17 protein-coding genes are annotated in these 19037 nt (G+C 31.4%); 10 read left to right on the top strand and 7 right to left on the bottom strand.

The genetic code is table 11. From position 1 onward, the window contains the following. The first annotated feature begins 10 nt into the window (after positions 1 to 10). The 4 genes from C820_RS02720 to C820_RS02705 all read left to right on the top strand — a co-directional run bounded on the left by C820_RS02720 (position 11) and on the right by C820_RS02705 (position 3825). On the top strand, positions 11 to 631 hold the full coding sequence (locus C820_RS02720) for a chemotaxis protein CheC (protein WP_004035539.1): 621 nt from the start codon (positions 11 to 13) through the stop codon (positions 629 to 631). Then, on the top strand, positions 624 to 1109 hold the full coding sequence (locus C820_RS02715; protein ID WP_004035540.1) for a chemotaxis protein CheD: 486 nt from the start codon (positions 624 to 626) through the stop codon (positions 1107 to 1109). The genes C820_RS02720 and C820_RS02715 overlap by 8 nt, the downstream gene beginning before the upstream one ends. A gap of 368 nt (positions 1110 to 1477) precedes the next feature. Beyond that, a complete protein-coding gene (locus C820_RS02710) occupies positions 1478 to 2398 on the top strand; it encodes a chemotaxis protein (protein ID WP_004035542.1) in 921 nt (306 codons plus the stop codon). A 56-nt stretch (positions 2399 to 2454) separates the two neighbouring features. Continuing rightward, positions 2455 to 3825: an EAL and HDOD domain-containing protein gene (locus tag C820_RS02705; RefSeq protein WP_004035543.1), complete on the top strand. Its 1371-nt coding sequence runs from the start codon at positions 2455 to 2457 to the stop codon at positions 3823 to 3825. Between the two features lie 47 nt (positions 3826 to 3872). Here C820_RS02705 and C820_RS02700 read toward each other — a convergent pair whose 3' ends face one another. Beyond that, entirely contained in the window at positions 3873 to 4574 is a 702-nt protein-coding gene (locus C820_RS02700; RefSeq protein WP_004035544.1) for a late competence development ComFB family protein, read from the bottom strand. A 287-nt stretch (positions 4575 to 4861) separates the two neighbouring features. Between C820_RS02700 and fliD the strand changes: the two genes are divergently transcribed. The 3 genes from fliD to C820_RS02685 all read left to right on the top strand — a co-directional run bounded on the left by fliD (position 4862) and on the right by C820_RS02685 (position 8348). Further along, positions 4862 to 7402, top strand: coding sequence for a flagellar filament capping protein FliD (gene fliD / locus C820_RS02695; RefSeq protein WP_004035545.1), 2541 nt, complete (start codon positions 4862 to 4864; stop codon positions 7400 to 7402). A 66-nt stretch (positions 7403 to 7468) separates the two neighbouring features. Continuing rightward, entirely contained in the window at positions 7469 to 7858 is a 390-nt protein-coding gene (locus tag C820_RS02690; RefSeq protein WP_004035546.1) for a flagellar export chaperone FliS, read from the top strand. Positions 7859 to 7928: 70 nt separating this feature from the next. After that, positions 7929 to 8348: a hypothetical protein gene (locus C820_RS02685; RefSeq protein ID WP_004035547.1), complete on the top strand. Its 420-nt coding sequence runs from the start codon at positions 7929 to 7931 to the stop codon at positions 8346 to 8348. A 17-nt stretch (positions 8349 to 8365) separates the two neighbouring features. Here C820_RS02685 and C820_RS02680 read toward each other — a convergent pair whose 3' ends face one another. After that, positions 8366 to 9217 carry a C39 family peptidase gene (locus tag C820_RS02680; RefSeq protein ID WP_004035548.1) on the bottom strand — a complete coding sequence of 284 codons (852 nt, stop codon included), beginning with the start codon at positions 9215 to 9217 and terminating at the stop codon, positions 8366 to 8368. Positions 9218 to 9321: 104 nt separating this feature from the next. Here C820_RS02680 and C820_RS02675 point away from each other — a divergent pair, with 104 nt between their 5' ends. The 3 genes from C820_RS02675 (at position 9322) to fliB (ending at position 13338) form a co-directional block, all read left to right on the top strand. Next, positions 9322 to 10023, top strand: coding sequence for a cell division ATP-binding protein FtsE (locus tag C820_RS02675; protein WP_004035550.1), 702 nt, complete (start codon positions 9322 to 9324; stop codon positions 10021 to 10023). A 185-nt stretch (positions 10024 to 10208) separates the two neighbouring features. After that, complete coding sequence (locus tag C820_RS02670) at positions 10209 to 11933, top strand: flagellin N-terminal helical domain-containing protein (RefSeq protein ID WP_251855620.1); 1725 nt, start codon at positions 10209 to 10211, stop codon at positions 11931 to 11933. Between the two features lie 142 nt (positions 11934 to 12075). Further along, positions 12076 to 13338, top strand: a complete 1263-nt coding sequence (gene fliB, locus C820_RS02665; protein ID WP_004035560.1) for a flagellin lysine-N-methylase — start codon at positions 12076 to 12078, stop codon at positions 13336 to 13338. A 30-nt stretch (positions 13339 to 13368) separates the two neighbouring features. On the opposite strand, the gene C820_RS02660 is transcribed toward fliB, so the two are convergent. From C820_RS02660 to C820_RS02640, 5 genes are all read right to left on the bottom strand, one after another. Next, positions 13369 to 13617 carry a carbon storage regulator gene (locus C820_RS02660; RefSeq protein WP_004035562.1) on the bottom strand — a complete coding sequence of 83 codons (249 nt, stop codon included), beginning with the start codon at positions 13615 to 13617 and terminating at the stop codon, positions 13369 to 13371. After that, positions 13617 to 14060: a flagellar assembly protein FliW gene (gene fliW / locus C820_RS02655; protein ID WP_004035565.1), complete on the bottom strand. Its 444-nt coding sequence runs from the start codon at positions 14058 to 14060 to the stop codon at positions 13617 to 13619. The genes C820_RS02660 and fliW overlap by 1 nt, the downstream gene beginning before the upstream one ends. 8 nt (positions 14061 to 14068) lie before the next feature. Beyond that, on the bottom strand, positions 14069 to 14677 hold the full coding sequence (locus C820_RS02650; RefSeq protein ID WP_004035567.1) for a DUF6470 family protein: 609 nt from the start codon (positions 14675 to 14677) through the stop codon (positions 14069 to 14071). 206 nt (positions 14678 to 14883) lie between these two features. Continuing rightward, positions 14884 to 15891, bottom strand: a complete 1008-nt coding sequence (locus C820_RS02645) for a flagellin (RefSeq protein ID WP_004035569.1) — start codon at positions 15889 to 15891, stop codon at positions 14884 to 14886. A 22-nt stretch (positions 15892 to 15913) separates the two neighbouring features. After that, the gene (locus tag C820_RS02640) at positions 15914 to 19012 is read right to left on the bottom strand and encodes a FlgK family flagellar hook-associated protein (RefSeq protein WP_004035570.1); all 3099 of its coding nucleotides are present in this window, start codon (positions 19010 to 19012) and stop codon (positions 15914 to 15916) included. Positions 19013 to 19037: the final 25 nt, after the last annotated feature.

Raw genomic sequence — 19037 nt, 5'->3', positions numbered from 1 at the left:
GAAACGCTATATGAAAAAATATGAGGATATAAATGGCCTTGAAATAGATGTTATGAGAGAGATAGGAAGTATTGGCACAGGCAATGCTGCGACAGCACTTTCTGAAATGATGAATAGAAAAATTAAAATGACAATGCCAGAAGTACAGATATTAGGATTTAATGAAGCAATTACAAAATTAGGTGACCCTGAAATGATTGTTTCTGGTGTATTAGTAAATATATCAGGAGAATTGAATGGTGTTATGTTGTATTTGCAGAATTTAGATTTGATTAATATTATGTTAGAACATGTATTAACATCAAAAATTGATGATTTTAGTCAATTAGGAGATTTAGAAGTATCGGCATTAGTAGAAATTGGAAATATTATGATTTCTTCTTATGTAAGTGCGATTTCAAAATTGACAGGGATTTCAATTAATTTATCAGTACCCGCTATGTCTGTAAATATGTTGGGAGGAATTATGTCTGTGCCGATGGTAGAATTTGGACATCAAACAGATAAAATAATGATTATAAATGGAAAATTTATTGTAGAAGATAAGGAAGTATATAGCAATTTGTTGTTGATGCCAGATATACCATCTTTGAATTATCTTTTAAAGAAATTAGGTGTTTTGAATGAGTGATAAGCAATTAGTAGTAGGAATTGCTGACATGAAGATTTGTCGAGGACCTGGAAAGCTAATTACATATGCGTTAGGCTCTTGTATTGGTATTTGTTTTTATGACCCTATGATACGTTTGGGGGGAATGGTTCATATTATGTTACCAAATAATATGGAAGGAAATAATAGTAATGTGTTTAAATATGCTGATACAGGTATACCTGCGACCCTTAGAAAATTAGAGGTGTTTGGAGGAGTACGTGCACGTATGGTTTGTAAAATTGCAGGTGGAGCAAGAATGTTCGAGGTTCAGGGCAATAATTCCATAGGCAATATAGGACAAAGGAATATAGAAACAGTAAAAAAAGTATTAGCAAAAGAAGGTATTAGAGTTGCAAGAGAAGATGTAGGACTAAATTATGCTAGAACATTACTTTTAGATGCAGAAACAGGAGTAGTGTTGGTGCGTTCTTTTGGAAGAAAAGAATTAGTTCTCTAAACAATAAAATCTAAGTCTTGAGCATAGATAGCTTCTTTTGTGTAAGTTGTTTATGCTCAAGATTAAGATTTGTTTGATAAAAAGCTGTAAAAATATAAATTTATAAAGTAATACAGTTATATTTTAACATTTTTAGTCGATATAAATAAAAAAAGGGCTTTGATAGAAGTGATTTATATTGATATTTTGTAAAAATGAATTGTAATAGATGATGTTTTGTATCTAGCATTATTTTACTAAAAATACTTTTAAAAGAATGGGGTATTCATCAAGTATATAGAATTTTTTTAAAGGAGATTTTAATACAATAAATTTTGCGAAATAGTAAAGCATTTGTTCAAAAAATAATATGGGAGGGCATTTGAACGATGAAAAAGACGAAAGGTGAGATTTTATTAGAGTCTGGTACAAATGAAATAGAGATTATGGAATTTATGATTTATGGAGAATTGTATGGCATTAATGTGGCAAAAGTAACAGAAATCATGATGTCAGATAAAGTAAAACCAATTCCTCATTCACATCCTGTTGTAGAGGGTATTTTCAAGCCTAGAGAAACAGTATTAACAGTAATAGATTTACCAAAATATTTAACTGGAAAACAAAGTGAAAAAGATGAAAAAGATTTGTTTATTGTAACAAATTTTAATAAAATGTTTGCAACGTTTAGAGTGCATAGTGTAGTAGGCATTAGTAGGATTTCATGGAATGACATACAAAAACCAGATAAAACAATATCTGGAGGAGAAGAAGGAGTTGCTACAGGTATTGCACAGACGGAAGGGGTACTTGTAACAATACTTGACTTTGAAAAAATTGTTTCTGAGATTGCACCAGAAACTACAATACAGATTGAAGAAATTGAGAAAATGGGAAAAAGGAGTAAAAATAAAAAGCCTATAGTTATGGCAGAGGACTCTGTGCTTCTTGCAAAATTGATAAGAGATTCTTTAAATAAAGCAGGGTATCAAAATGTATTAAAATTTGATAATGGTGAAGAAGCATGGGAATACTTAAAAAGTATTCGACAAGAAGAAAATATATATGAGAAGGTATCTTTGGTCATTACAGATATTGAGATGCCAAGAATGGACGGTCATAGACTAACAAAATTAGTAAAAGATGACCCAGACTTACAAAAAATTCCTGTTGTTATATTTTCCTCCTTGATTAATGAAGAAATGAGAATAAAGGGAAAACAGTTGGGAGCAGATGAACAACTTTCTAAGCCAGAAATCGGTCATTTGGTAGAAGTTATTGATGAATTGTTGGAAAAGAATAATATATAAAATTCTATAAATGAATAAGGTTTTAGGTGAAAAGCTTAAAATGAGGTGGAAAAGATATGAACAAATATGTTGTAAGGCAACCTATAAAAGATATACAAGGTAATTTGTTTGGATATGAAATATTATTTCAAGAAGAAAAGGGGAGTGGATTGTATAATCAAACGAATGATTATGCAGCAGCAGACTCCATTTCAAATTTTTTGTCACAAAATAATAAAAAAATATTTAGTGATAAAATTACTTTTATGACATTTACACCCAATTTGTTATTTAAAAATACGCCCAAAATATTTAAACAAAATGATTTAGTAATACAAATTGAGGATAATGTAATTATTCATCCATTAGCAACAACATTAATACAAAGATTTCGTAAAGAAGGATATAAATTTGCAATTAATGATTTTCAATTTGCACCAAGATATTTTGGTTTAATGGAATTTTTGGATTATATTAAATTGGATTTTGGAAAGAATGAAGCAGTATCATTAGAAAATACAGTAAAATTAGCAAAAAACTTTAATAAAATATGTATAGGCTATGGTATTGATACACAAAAGCAATATGATTTAGCAAAAGACTTAGGAGTAGACTATTTTCAAGGACAATATGTAGCAGAAAAAGTAGAAACAAAAGCAAATAAAACAGATTATTTACAAAGCAATTTCTTCCAGCTAGTAGTAGAAGTAACAAGAGATGAACCAAACGTTGAAATGATAGAAGAAATTATTTCTCGAGATGCAGCTTTGACATATGGCTTATTAAAAATGGTAAATTCTGTTTATTTTGCATTAAGAAATAGAACTTCTTCTATTCGTCAGGCATTAGTGACATTAGGATTAGGACAGTTGAAACAATGGATATATCTTTTAAGTTTTAAAGGAGATAAAGATTTTGGTTCTGAAGATGTTTTAAAACGTTCTTTTTTGAGAGCAAATTTTGCTGCTGAATTGATGGAGTATAATACAACATTACCTATTTCTAAAAATGAAGCGTATTTGATGGGAATGTTTTCTACAATGGGTAGTTTAATTGATGCTTCATTGGAAGAAATTTTTGAGGATATACCAATTTCAGAAGAATTAAAACAGGCATTAATATATCATAAAGGGCCTTGTTCTTTATTGTTAGATTTGGTACTTTGTTATGAAAGAGCAGATTGGCAAAATATTACAAATTATGCTGATATTTTAGGAATACCAACAAATATGATTGCACAAGTTTATTTTAATTGTGTAGAAGAAGTAAATCGTATTTGGGAAACAATACAAGATGCAGAGTATGATGAAGAAGAAGTAAAAGCAGCACAGAATGAAGAAACAATTGAAGAAATCATAGGAGATGACATAGAAGACGAGATTGACATTGATGATATAGTAAATGATAGTGTAGAGAAAACAACTACTGTAGAAGAGGATATAAAATAAGTAAAAAAGGCTGGTATCTACCAGCCTTTTTATAATATGTAAAAATGTTATTTTTTATCATGATGAGGAGATTTTCCTACAGCTAAGCAAGCTTTTAATACTTCAGTAGAAATAATTACGGAATATTTTGTACGATACATATGAAGTAATGGAGAGAGGCTTCCTTTTTTTACAACAATATATTTAGAAGGAAGATTTGTCAAAGCTAAAGCCATAGTATCAATGATACAATGATTACAACTACAATGAGCATATTGCTTCATATAATCTACAATAATTTCTTTTACAAATGTTTCCATGACATTCATATAAACATATTCTTCATCGTTTAGTGTAATTTGTTTACTGTCATTTTTGATTACATTTTCAAAGTTATCTTTGATAATAGTTTGTTTTTGCATAATATCTGTTTGCTCAAATAAAGCTGCTTCTTCTGGTGTAACTTCTTCTGGTTCTATTTCGTGTTGTAAATGAATGGTATTTTCTTCTGTTTCTGTAAAAGGAATAAAAGTATCTGGAGGAGTAACTGTTTCTGTAATAATTTCTGTTGGTTCTAATAATTCAGTTAATTTTTCTTTTATAATTTCAGAAACATGAGAAGTATCATCAGACTTTTGAATTTCCATAGAAGGAGTAAAATCTAGTGATTTTGAAAATGGCTGAGTCGCTATATTTTCTTCTTCTATGTTTTGATTATTTGCAGTAAAATCTGTTGTATTTGGTGTTTTATTGTTTTTTTGTGCTGACATAGTAATGCCCCCTTTTTAAAATCATTATAAAATTAATAAAGATATTTGTAAATAAAATAGTGTATTAAAAAAATTCCTTTCGTATAGTGATAATACTGTGTTTTATTTATTGAATATAAAAAGACATATCAAAAATAAAAACATAAAAACTTGCGAATTTCAATAATATTTATTTTAAAATTAATCTTAATTAAAGTATACTATATGTCGATAAATAAGTATAGAGGATAAATTAGAAAAAAAGATATAGATTATTTTCAAAATAAATGATAGAAAGGGTGTATACTATGGCAACAGTAAGTGGAGTAAGTAGTTCTACAAGTACAAATGGTTTTTATAACAATAAAATTAGTGGCCTTGCCAGTGGTTTAGATACAGAAACATTAATTGAAAATATGACTGCTTCAACAAGGTCAAAAATAGCAAAGCAAAAACAAAAACAGCAACTTTTACAATGGAAAACAGACGCAATGCGTTCTATTAGTAACTTGTTAGTAAGTTTTAGAAATAAATATGCTTCTTTTACAAGTCCATCAACAAATCTTTTAAATTCTGACTTTTTTAGCAGAAACTTGATTAGCACAATTGGAGAAAATAGTAAATATATTAAAGCAACAGGAGCTTCTAATTCAGTAGACTCTTTGTCTATATTGGGTGTAAAAAATCTTGCTTCTAGTGCAAGTATGAATGTAGCAAGTGCTTCTGATAAATTGATGGAGTCTGGAGATTTGGATTTATCTGATGGAGCAAAAACAGAAATTAGTGCTATTGCAGGTACTACAATTAGAGTAAAATATGCTGATAAAATAACAAGTATTAGCTTTGCTAGTAGCGGAGAATTTAATAGTATGCAGGACGTAGCAGATGCAATTAATAGTCAGTTTGATACTAATAAAATTAATGTAGAGGCATCTGTAGGAGATAATGGTGAATTAATATTCAAAGGCGACAAAGGATATGAAGGAAGTTCATTTGAAATATTGGGTGATACAGGTGGTGTATTAAATACATTAGGTATCAAAGCAGAGTCTAAATTAAATGGTCCTGGTACTACTATTACAGGAAATAGTTATAAATCAGGAGAAGATGCAACAAATGATAGCCGCTTGAAAAAAGAAGTAGATACATGGGACGCAATAGGTGGAAAATCAATGACATTTTCCTATAATGGTGTTACAAAACAAATTAAATTGGCAACAAAAGAAGAGATTGATGATTATAAAACAAAAAATGGAATTACTGATAATTTAGAAGCATTTGAGAAATTGACACAAGAAAAATTGGACAAAGCATTCGGTAAAGATAGGATTAAAGTAGATACAAAATCATCAGGAACTAACAAAGGAAAATTAACTTTTGAGACAACAGATAAAACTTCTGTATTAAAAGTTACAACTGCTGATACTGGTCTTTTAGGTAAGAGTGGTGTTTTGGGTATCAACTATGGAGAGTCCAACAGAATTAATACGAATATTGCATTAAAAGACTCAGGTTTGTTTGGTGCAGCTAATTTACAACCAGCTAGTGTGCCAAAATTAGACGCAGATGGAAATCCAGTAAAAGATAAAGATGGTAATCCAGTAAATGAAAATGTTTATAAATTTAGCATTAATGGTGTAGATTTTGAATTTAAAGAAGATGAAAAAATTTCTAATATTATTAGTACAATTAATAAATCTGATGCTGGTGTTACAATGAGTTATAATGAAACATCAGACAGCTTTTCTATAAAAGCAAGTGATTCTGGAGCATCAGGACAAATTGACATTAAAGATGCTGATGGTGGCGGAAATTTAGCAGAGGTAATGTTTGGTACACAAGTAAAAGATGCAAATGGAAATATTGTTTCTTATGATAGAACAGTAACAGATGCAAATGGAAATCCACCAACAAATGCAAATGGAGATAGTGTGGCTTCTTCTAAATTTAAAGCGGGTGAAGACGCTACGATTAGTGTTGACTTTGGTGATGGTGCAGGAGCTATGGAAATTACAAGAAGTAGTAATGTATTTGACATAGATGGTATGAGTATTACTGTAACAGGTACATTTGGAACATATGGTTCTGATGGACATATTGATGAAGTAGCTTCTAAAGAAGATGCAGTAACATTTGATGCACAAGTAGACAGTGACAAAGCAGTAGATGCAGTAAAACAGATGGTAGATGACTACAACGCATTGATTGAATTGGTAAATAAAGAATTATCAACAAAACGTGACAGAGATTATGCACCACTGACAGATGAACAAAAAGCAGATATGTCTGAAAATGAAATTAAACTTTGGGAAGAAAAAGCAAAAGCTGGTATGCTTTTCAATGACTCTGACCTTCGTGGACTTTCTAGCGAATTGAGAACAATATTCTCTAGTACAGATATGCAAGCATTGGAAGCTGCAGGAATTAGTATATCAAGTGATTATACCGAAAATGGTAAAATTACATTTAATGAAGACAAATTCAGAGCAGCAGTAGAAGCAGACCCAGATGGTATTGCAGCATTGTTTACAAGTGAAAAAGATGCAGGTGCTGATTTTGATGGCATTATGACAAGTATGGAAGCACTTTGCAAAAAATATGCTTCTACAACAGGTGCTACAAAGGGTATATTGATTGAGAGAGCAGGAAATACAGCTTCACCATTGTCATTGACAAATAATGCTTTCTACAAAGAAATGGAAGAAATACAAACATTGATTGATACATTAAATGATAAATTGAAATCAGAAAGAACAAGATATAATAATCAATTTACAAATTTGGAAGTATTAATGGCACAAATGAATTCACAAAGCAGTTACTTGTCACAACTTACTGGCGGATATTAAGAGATAATGAAGTATAACATATTATGAATAAACAAAAAGTTGAGGAAAAGGAAGGTTCGCTGATTTATGAATCAATACGGATACCAACAATATAAAACCCAATCTATAAATACAATGACAAAAGCAGAAATGCTCATATTGTTATATGATGAATTAATTAAAAGATTAACAAGAGCAGAAATGGCTTTGAAAAATCAAAATTTTACAGCATTTGAAGAAGCTGTGACACGTTGTAAAGAAATTGTAGATTATTTAGCTAGTACATTAGATAAAAAATATGATATTAGCAAAGAATTGTCAAGAATGTATGAATATTTTCAATTTGAGTTAGCTCGTTTATCTGCAGGAAGAAAAACAGAAATAATTGCAGAACTCAAACCTCTTATTATGGAATTGCGTGATACATTTAAAGAAGCGGATAAAATTAATAGTGGTGAAAAAGCAAAAAGCAAATAATAAGTAACAAATGTAATATTGACGGCAGAAATTCTGCCGTCTTTATTTTAGAAAGGAGTTTGATATAACTATGGATACATTAGAAAAAAAAATAGCACAATTAATCAAATTGATGAAAAAAGAATATGAAGAAGTGCTTAAAATTGAAAATGTTACAAATGATATAGAGAATGTACTGAAAAGAAATGATAAAATTTCTACAGAAATGTTTTTGAATATGCGTATGGAAATTATGGAAGCAATAGATGGTATTAAAGGAGAAATTGAGGATATTTTAACAAGTGGAGATGAAGAATGTTATCACTTTTTGAGAGGACTTTTAAATGTAGACACACAAGAGCAAGCAATGAATACAGAATATGAAGATGAAAAAATGCTTATGCTTATTAGTTTAAGAACAAGAAATGTTTTAAAATCTGTGCTAGAAAAAGATAAACAAATGAGTACAAGAATATTAGGAAAAAACTCTTTTTATGCGAAAGCAAAATAAAACCTCTTGAAATAATATCAAGAGGTTGGTATACTAATTGCCCAGAGAGGGCCTCCGCCTGTTGCTCCTATTTTTAGTTCATTTATTAAAATATCAATATCCCAAGCTTTTAGGCTGTTTTCTAGACTCATAGGGTCAGCAATAAGTACTTTTCCATCTAATGTAGTACTATGAACAAGTATAAAATGTCCACTGGTAGTAAAATGCCCTTTTTTCATAAGTGCAACAATAATTTTGCCTGTAGAGAGCTCTTTTCTTATATTATCATAAGTATAGTCTGTAAGAGAAGTAACTTCTAAACCAAAAGCCTGTGCAGCGTTTGGTATTAAAGTATGATAAGAACCACTTCCATAAGCAAAATAGCCGTTTATACGTGACCAATCTGCCATTTCATCAGGCAATACAACACGGTCTGTCATACTAGAAATAACCATTGACATTGCTGTAGGCCCACAGCCATATTTAGAAATAGGGTCTTTACCACCATACATTTTATTTCCCCAAAGAGGGTCAGCCTGATTAAAATAAACGATATTTCGAGCAGTACCCTTCAAATAGGTAACACCTTCGAGAGTATACAGACTTGTTTCGGTAGTTTCGGAGGCAGCTAATTCATCTTGTGATGTCAAACTATATATAGATAGGGGTTGCTTTTTGGGCTTTTGTGTGTAGTCTTTGCTTAATTTTGGTACAGGACGAGGCATAAATTTTGTATATTGTTTGTCCATAAATTCTAAAGAAGGAACACGATATTCCATTAAATATTGTTTATAATAGTGAAAACTAGTTTTTGGTATTTTTTTTGAACAAACATTGTATGTAAATGTAAATGTAACAATAAATAATATCGTAATTCTCAAATAACGCAAAAATGTCATACCTCCTTTTTGAAATATAGGGCATTGCCCTGAATGTTTTATTTAAGTAATTATTATAGCATTTTTAGCGTACAATGTATAGAGGGGGGAAAAGAGTGGCAGAAATATCTTTTAAAAATGTTGTTAAAATATTTGAAAATAAAGCAGTAGGGTTAAATCATTTTAATTTAGAGATACAAAAAGGGGAATTTGTGTTTTTAGTGGGGAAAAGCGGCGTAGGAAAAAGCACGTCATTAAGACTACTAACAAAAGAAATAGAGCCAACAAAAGGCAAAATATATGTAAGGGAAAGAGATATATCAGAAATTACAAGAAAAGAACTTCCTTATTTTAGGAGAACTATGGGTATAGTTTGGCAACAAACACAATTATTGCCCAAAAAAACGGTATATGAAAATGTTGCATTTGCATTAGAAGTGCTTGAAATAGACAAAAAAAAAATAGCGGAAGATGTGCCAGCAGCATTAGGACTAGTAAATATGAATAAAAAGGCAAATAGATACCCATCTGAACTTTCAGGAGGGGAGTGCTTAAGAGTAGCATTAGCAAGGGCAATGGTAAATAATCCCTCTATACTAATAGCGGACGAGCCTACAGGAAATTTAGACCAAGATACAGCATGGGACATTATGTGTCTTTTAGACGAAGCTAACAGATGTGGTATTACTGTGATAGTAGCAACACACGCATTAGAGTTAGCAAGACTTATGAAAAAAAGAATTATTGTGATGAGAGCAGGATATGTGGCAAGAGATATACCACAAGGGGGCGTAAAAGCGTTTCATTTGGTCGATTAGGCATAGAAAAAATTTTTTTTAAAAAAAGTATCAAAAAGTATTAAGTTTAGAGGAGAACGACCGATATTGTAAATAAGAGGCAATGAGGTAATACCGGTTAAAACCTTTGAGCCTTTTGGTAACTAAATAATATTAGACTAGTGGGAAAACGGAGTTTCCCGCGTAACTACATGGAGGTAGATTTTATGATAGTACAACATAATATTCCAGCTTTAAACTCTTATAACAGATTAGGTGCAAACAACAAAAACGTAGCAGCAAACTTGAAAAAATTGTCATCTGGTTACAAAATCAACAGTGCAGCTGACAATGCAGCAGGTTTGGCAATCTCTGAAAAAATGAGAGCTCAAATCACAGGTTTGGAAGCTTGCCAACAGAATGCTAAAGATGGTATTTCTTTGGTTCAAACAGCTGAAGGTGCTTTGACAGAAGTTCATTCTATGTTAAACAGAATGGTAGAACTTTCTACATTGGCATCAAACGGAACATATTCCGACAGCAACAGAGAAAAATATCAAAACGAAATTCAAGAACTGAAAGATGAAATCGACAGAATTGCAGACTCCACAAATTTCAACGGTATTAACTTGTTGGATGGTAACTTAAGTGGTGGCTCAATGAAAACAGATACAGCACAATTGATTGGTTCTAGTGTTAGTACACATTTCGAGCCAACAGCAGGAAATACAACTGCTATAGCTACTGACCTTAGCCAAGCTGCTAACTTAAAAGCTGCAAAAGAAACATATAATATTAATGGTCAAACATTAGAAATTGACTGGACAAAAGGTGATGCAAAACAACTTTTTGATTCCGCTCTTGCAGTAAATCATGCGAATACTGGTTGTAAAACACTTGATGGAACAAAAGACATTGCTAAAAAATTGCAAGAATTATTTACAAATGCAATGAAAGAGCAAGGCATCAATGGAGAAATTGAAATTAAAGCAACAGCTGCTGGTAAATTTGAAATGAAGAGCTTGAGTACAGACCCAAATGCTGCGGTAGGTTATGTAGGTTCTGATGTAGCTGCTGCTGCAGACCAAGCAAAAACAGTTGGTAGTATATTCTTTGGTGCAGCAGATGGTAAATCAAATGTTGCAACACCAGCAATGAAGTTTAATAATACACTTTCCGCAAATGATAAATTTACAATGACAATCAATGGTACTGAATTAGAAGTAGATATTGGTGGTCAGACAGTTGCTAACTTGGAAAGAGGAAAAACATTACAAGAAGTAGCTACTGAAGTGCAAACTGCAATTCAAGCTGCAGTAGCCAACTATAATGCTAATACCGGTATGAATACTACAGGTAAATTAGAAGAAATTGATGCTACTAAATTCCTTGTTGAAGCAGATAAGAGCGGTGGCTTAAAAGTAACATATACTGGCGACAATGCTAAAGATATTACATTTAGTTTTGGAGAAAAAACAGATAATGGTGTTACAGGTACAGCAGCTAGTTTGTTAGGATTGACAGATAAAACTTCTAGTCAAGGTGTAGGCGGTAGTGCTCTTTCACTTCAAATTGGTGATACAGCTGATGAATATAACAGAGTTACTGTAAGTATTCAAGATTGTCATGCTAGAGGATTAGGTGTAGCTGGCATTGATGTAACTACAGAAGCTAGTGCAGCACAAGGCATTAGCAAAATCAAAGATGCTATTGACACTGTTTCTAAAGTAAGAGCAAAACTTGGTGCTACTCAAAACAGATTAGACCATACATTAAATAACTTGGAAACAACAACAGAGAACTTGACAGATGCAGAAAGCCGTATCAGAGATACAGACATGGCAAAAGAAATGATGCAATATACAAAGAACAATATTCTTGTTCAGTCTTCTCAAGCTATGTTGGCTCAAGCAAATCAGTTACCTCAGGGTGTTCTTCAGTTATTACAATAATATATTTTAACAATAGATTAAAAAGGTTTGAATTCCTTTTTCTCAATAGAAAGCAGGCACAGCGTGCCTGCTTTTTTAATAATAAATGGTTATGTTGGGAAAACTGTTGTCAAAAATACGCACTAATTAGGAGGATAAATGTATGAAGTATATTGTGTTGCAACCAAGTTTTTATAGCAAATTTGAATGTATAGGAAGTGACTGTAAATATAACTGCTGTAGGGATTGGAATATTGGTTTTACAAAACAAGAATTTAAAAATATGAAAAGAAAGATAAGAACAGAAGAATTTAGAGAAAAATTTGAAGATGCTTTTGAAAAGTATCAAATTGATATTTTTCATTATAGAATTAAATTAGATGAGAATAACAAATGTAAATTTTTAGATGAAAATGGACTATGTAGCATTTATGCAGAAATGGGTCCAGAAAATATGAGCTTAGTTTGTAAAATATTTCCTAGACAAACAACATACTGTATGGGAAAATATGAATGTTTTTTAGATATAGCTTGTGAAGAAGTGATTAGATTATTATTACAAGAAAAAGAAGGTATTAAATTAGAAGTAATAGAAAGAGAAGTTACTGATACTGAAAAAAGTGGTGCTTCAAGGATAGATGGAGAAAAAGTAAAAACAAGTTCTATGTTTCAATATTGGGTAAATTTTAAAATACTTTTATTAGGTGTGCTCCAAAATAGAGAATATGATTTTGGGGAAAGAATGGTAATATTAGGAATGGCAATTAAAAAAATTGATGAAATGTTGAGAAATGGAACTGCAAATGAAAAAGCAGTATCAAATTATATACAACAGTTTGTAGACAGCTTTAATGATAGTAGAAATAAAGATATGTATAGTAATTTATTTGAAAATGCAGATAGAAGTGGTAGAAAAAGACTTTTTAATAGTATTGTTTATCATTATAATGGAACAAGAGCAGCAGAAGATTTAAAAATACAGAAAAAAATAAATAATAGAATAGATGTAAAAATACAGTTAAAAACAGAATTTGAAATAGGAAAAGAAAAAAGTGAAAATTGGAATATAGAATATGATTTTGAAAAATATCAGCAAGCTATAAGGGACTTTGAAGAATTTATAAAAGGAAAAGAGTATTGGATAGAAAATGTAATGGTAGAGGGATTTTTAGCTAATCGTTTTCCTTTTCGTATGAATGGTGGTATATGGAGAAATTATTGTGCTATGGCAACAGTATATAGTATGATGCTGTTTATGTGGACTTGCTGTTTAGAAAAAGACAGTACAGAAGAGGATTTTATATACTATACTTCTGAATTTTCAAAATCATTGTTCAATAGTGTAAATCATATGACAGAGTTAGAAAAATGCTTAAATGAAACAGAAAGTGAAACACTTGGACATATGGCAGCACTTGTATTATAAAAAAATCCCCTAGTATACTAGGGGGATTTTTCATTCTTTTTTGGTGAGCTTTGACAGTGCTGACAAACTGCTAGAAATGCTAGATAAATCGCCTTGTGGAACGTTTGTAGCTTCTTTATTTGCCGAAGCAGCCTCCAAAAGTTCAGAACGCACAATTGATATTTCTCTTGGTGCATCTATAGCAATTTTGACTTTGTCCGCTGTAATTTCTTGTATAGTAATGTGTATATTTCCATTGATAACAAGTGACTGTGTAGCTTTACGCTGTAATATTAACATCAGCTTTTCGCCTCCTCTGAGAAAGAATGACGAAATTGATATTCTGGGTTATCAAGTATCACTTGTAATGCCTTATTATTGTGTGTGTTGACAATAATGGGGCATTTTAAATTTGCGGTACTTGTAGAAATATCGTCTGTCATAGAACATATGACATAAATTGCTACGTCACTCATATCTTTTGCCTCTATTACCTCCAGTTCTTTGTCTGTCAGTATAGGGTGGTAATCCTCTGAAAAAGCAAAAGGATTAACCGTAAAAAAAGCAAGGTTTGTGTCTTTCAAACTTTGCAAACAAAGCACATTTTCATTGTTTGAGTCAAGCTGTATCAATAAAAATTCTTTTTCTTGTTCAAAGCCAAAAAGACCACTTTCAAATAGTATAATACTTTCTTCGTTATAGGAATAGTTGCCAAAGTATTTTGTACTACATTCTTTTATCATAATTCACCTCATGCTTTAATGTCAACAGCAGGCGTATAATTTGGATTAGCACTAGGTGGTACATAAATTGGGTCACCTACATATTCAATTTTTACGTCTGGTTGTTGTGTAATAGAAAATTCAATGCTTCCTGGTACAAATTCAAAACCAGTTTTGTTTATTTTCCAATCGAAATTTAATTTGTCCATTTCATATTGTATTGTCATATTAGGCTTTGACCAATTGATATTAGGCTGTGCTTTTGGTATAAAATCTAAGCCATAATCTGTATTAACAGTGTTTCTTTGTTTTATAATTTGGTCTAGTGCGTCATCGCCTAATGTTGCACTAAGTAATATCTGTCCTTCTTGAGCATATGTTGCAGTTGCTTCATAAGCGGCACTTTTACCTTTTTCAGAAAAACTTTTTACCAGAGAACTGGCAGAAGATGGACGAATGGAGTCCCTTGCCTCAAAAGTATCCATATTTAAACGAATTGGTTTGCTTCTGATAGTAAAGTTTCCTTCATTGCGACTGATTTCTAAATCAGCTGTACCGCTTCTTTGCTCAAGTCTGGCGTCATTTACTTTAAATTCAATAGAAATTGGAACAGTTGTAATTTTTAATAATTGCTCCATGTACAATCCCCCTTTTATGATATTAGCATTTTGCCAGAAATAGAATGAACATTTTTAGTAAAACTTTTATGTTTTACAGTATAATATATGTGCAGAAATTACTTTCTGCTAAAAAACCATTTAAAAAGAATGATGGCTTTTCTATTGATAGAAACACCAAAAAGTTCTCCACTTTAAGAAGAACTTTTTGATCGTATTTGATTTTATTAGCTCATAAAATCAATAAAAGAATTAGAAAGTAATGTATTTCCTACTTTTAAGGTAGCATTATAAGTATATTGTGACCACATTAAATTTGTAATAGCTTCTGCTGGGTCACAGAAGTCCAAATTGCTTATTTGCTCATTTAATATTTGAGATGTTTGAGTCAATTGGTCTTCTGTTTTTTCTAAAAAGGCCTGTTTTGTGCCCAATGCAGCAAGACCATTGTCAATCATATCATGCAAAACATCAGGAAATTTGTCTATAATTTTATCATATTTTTCTGCATCAGAACCTGTAATTTCCTCTTTACCTAAAAGATTTGAAAGTTCCTGAGCAAGACAAACAATGTTATTTGGCAAACCATCGGCATCTGTACCATAGCCAAATATATCTAAACCATTTACAGCAGTATCAAATGCACTAGTAGAAACAATTTCGCCATCTTTTTCTTTCATACCAAAACCAATATCACGATAACTATGTTCACTAAAATATTTGTGTGTATCTGGTATAGTATTAACAGGCTCGCCTCTATAATAAATTTCATTTCCTTTTTTTTCAAAAGGTAATTCTTTTGTACTTGCTCCGCCAAATATAAAGTTCTCGTTATATTTACCATTCATTTGCTGCAAAAAACTGTCTATTAATTCATCAACTTCTTGTTTAAATGCTTGACGTGTTTCATAAGAAGATGTTGGACCGCTTATACCTTTTAAATCAATATCAATAAATTGTCTTGCCATTTTAGAACAATTTAAAACATTTGATGTTACTTCATCGAATTTTGCAAGAGAGTCTTTTACATTTTCGATTTGTACATCTGTTCTAGCGAAATTACTTCTTAATTTAAAAGACTTCATTGCAGCACCAGGGTCTTCTGCAATTTTATTAAAATTTCTGTTTGTTGATACAGTATTTCTTTTGGCATCTAAATCGCCTAACGCTTTATTTAAATTTGTAGAATATTTTCTAATCATTGCGTTTGTTGTAATACGCATTCCAGCTCCCATACTGATTACCTCCTATATTATTTTATCTACCTACAATACCCATATTGTTTATAACTTTATCTAATTGTTCATCTAATGCTGTCATTAGTCTTGCAGAAGCAGTATACGCTTTTTGATATCTTAATATGTCAATACCTTCTTCGTCCAAAGAAACACCAGAAATAGCATCTCTGTTGTTAGCAATGTCGTTTGCAATGGTAATATAATTATTTTCCAATATAGTAGAGGATTTAATATCCAAACCAAGCTGATTACCAATATTGTCATAAAATTCTAAAAAAGTACCATTAAATACTTTTTGTTGTGTACCATCTGGTAATGTAAATGTATAATTTAATTTCTCACTAAATTGAGCAATTAAATGGTTAATATTGTCGTTATAACCTGCTGTTTGAGATGGGTCATGTGTCTGTACAAAATTTGTTTTGGAGTCAACCCAATCCTGTGTAATAGTGAAATTAGCAGCAGTAATTTGGTCATAATCAATTTTTGGTACTTTGCCTGCTAATGTTTCATAAGTACCAGTTGCTATACCATTTAATATCTGTGTTTTGTTAGCTGCGTTATTTATATCATCTGAATTAGCATTAAATAGCTTATTACCATCCTTATCTACCCAATCACCAGCATTAACTGTATCAATTACATTTCCTGCTGCATCTTTTATATCATAGGTTGTTTTGCTTTGTACAAAGCCATAAGATGCTAATGCTGTAGTGTCTAATAAAGCATTATTTAAATTAGCAGGGTTTTTTATAGAAAGAGGTTTACCATTACCATCTTTTTGTATTTCACCATTCGCATCTAATAAATAGCCATTCGCGTCTGTTTTAAAAACATCAGGAAGCGGTGTAGTTGTAACAGCCCCATTATAATCAAAATATTGACCATCTGTATTTGTTAAATTTTTGATTGGTGCTTTACCATCTGCACCAAAAAGGGCATTAGCATAGTCAAGAGGTTTACCATTTTCATCTACCAATGGATTACCATCTTTATCCATAGTATTTGCCTCATTAAATACTTTTGCTATTTGTCTTGCAAAGGTGTCTAACATATTTAAGTAATAATCATAGCCACGGTCGCTCGTTTCATTAAATTCACCAGCACGGTTAAACATATCCAGAGATGCTTTAATGCTACCAGAGTCTTCCTGTAAATGTTTATACATATTTCTTTGGTCACCCATGTCTAATATAGGATTTCCATATTCATCTAGTACACGATTACCATTGTTATCTAATTCATAAGGGTCACCATCGACATTAGCAGCCTTTTCTGTATATTCTACACCTCTAGTATCTGTAATAGTAATATCTACACCATCAGAAGCAATATTACCAATTTTTCCTGTATCTGCATCAAATAAAGGAATACCATTACCATCTCTAGCGGAAGTACCTGTTAATGTGATAGTAGGTAATGAAACAAAGAAATCTGTTCCTTCTACTGGATAGGACTCCCAATCTACTGTAATATTAGCATATTTTGCTAAACCATCTATAGCTTCTAATCGAGTTTTATCTGCAGGGTCAAGACCGTCAAGATTAACTTCAGGACTTTTTCCTCCATATATGTTAGCCTTTAACTCTTTTATGGTGAGTGAATAGTCTGCCCTCATTTTTTCCAAATCATCTTTTGCAGTAGCTAACTCGTTCTTTTTATCAATTAATGCTCCTCCAGCTAATTGTCCATTCGGATCAGTTGTATATTTTGGTGGCTGTGATTTTGCATCTGTAATAGTACCATAAATTTTTATTAATTTATTGTAAATACCGCTACCATCTGGGTCTAATTGATTTAATGCAGTAACATCATCAGGATAACCAGCAGGCACAGTATCTTGACCAAAAAGTTTATTATTATATTTTTTCAATAATTCTTGTCTGCTAGCTAAACTTGCTTCCACTTCTTTATATTTATCAGAAGTTTTATCAACGCCATCAGCATCCATTTTATCTAATTGTTCTTGTAAGTTATTGATGACATTGTTTATACTTTTTACAGAATTTAATGCACTAATTAAATCTTCATGAAGCTTATTTCCTTGTTTTACTAAATTGTTCTTTTGAGAACTCAAACTGCTGATTAATTTGTTTTGTTCGTCTATCTTTGTCATTTTGTCTTTTACAGCATTGCTTAATTCTTGTATTTTTTCAAGAAATTCACTCATAGCAGTTGCGTCAGCAGGTGTAAAAGTACCCTCTACACCACCAGTTGGCTTTAATGCACTACCTATATCAGCAACAGGATTGCCATTTACATCTGTTATAGTCAAATTAGAACAATCTTCATTTATTTGAAATTGTGATGCTTTATCATCATCTATAATAGTGTATTTATAATTATTACCATTTTCATCTATACCTAATATTTTAACAGTACATTCTTCTGCTGTTCTATCAGAAAGACCAAGATATTTATTTTCATATGTAACTTCTATTTTTACGTACTGAGAAAGTTCGTCTAAAAGTAAATTTCTTTCATCACGCAATTCCAGTGCAGGATTACCCAAAATTTCGTTATCTTTAATGCTTCTGTTTAAATTAGTAATATCTTTTAAAAGCTGATTTAGTTCAGGTATAGTTTGCTCTCTAAATTCTTTTATATTATCGTCTTTTGCTTGTTGTATTCTATTAGAATAATTATTAAAATATTGTGTTAATAACTGCATTTCTGTTTTTGCCATATTTTGGAACTCATTGTTAGCAGCTTGTGGGTTAAATTCATTTAATGCTTTAAATATAGCTTCTAATTGATTGTGAATACTACCTTCTCTGTCAACTTCGTCCAAAACGCTCTGCAAATCTTCCAAGCTAACAAGCATTTTATCATAATAACCAACACTTGACATTTCTGTACGAAAACGCAAATCTAAATAAGGGTCACGTACTTGTTCAATGCGGTTTGTTACAACACCATTTCCTATAAACGTTTCATTTACACTTCCCCATTGTCTAGGGCCTGTTGTAACATTAAAACTGTCTAAATCCACACGTTGTCTTGTATATCCTGTGACATTAATATTTGAAATATTTTGACCGATTACATTCAATGCAGCATTACTTGCAGACATACCAAGTTGTGCTGTTGTGAAACCAGCAAAAGATGACCTTATCATTCACATTACCTCCATTTTATAAATA

Source organism: Clostridium sp. MD294 (assembly GCF_000364165.2).
GTDB lineage: Bacteria > Bacillota > Clostridia > Lachnospirales > Anaerotignaceae > Coprocola.
Note: the sequence above shows the minus strand (reverse complement) of the source record. Positions and strands in the feature narration are given on the sequence as shown.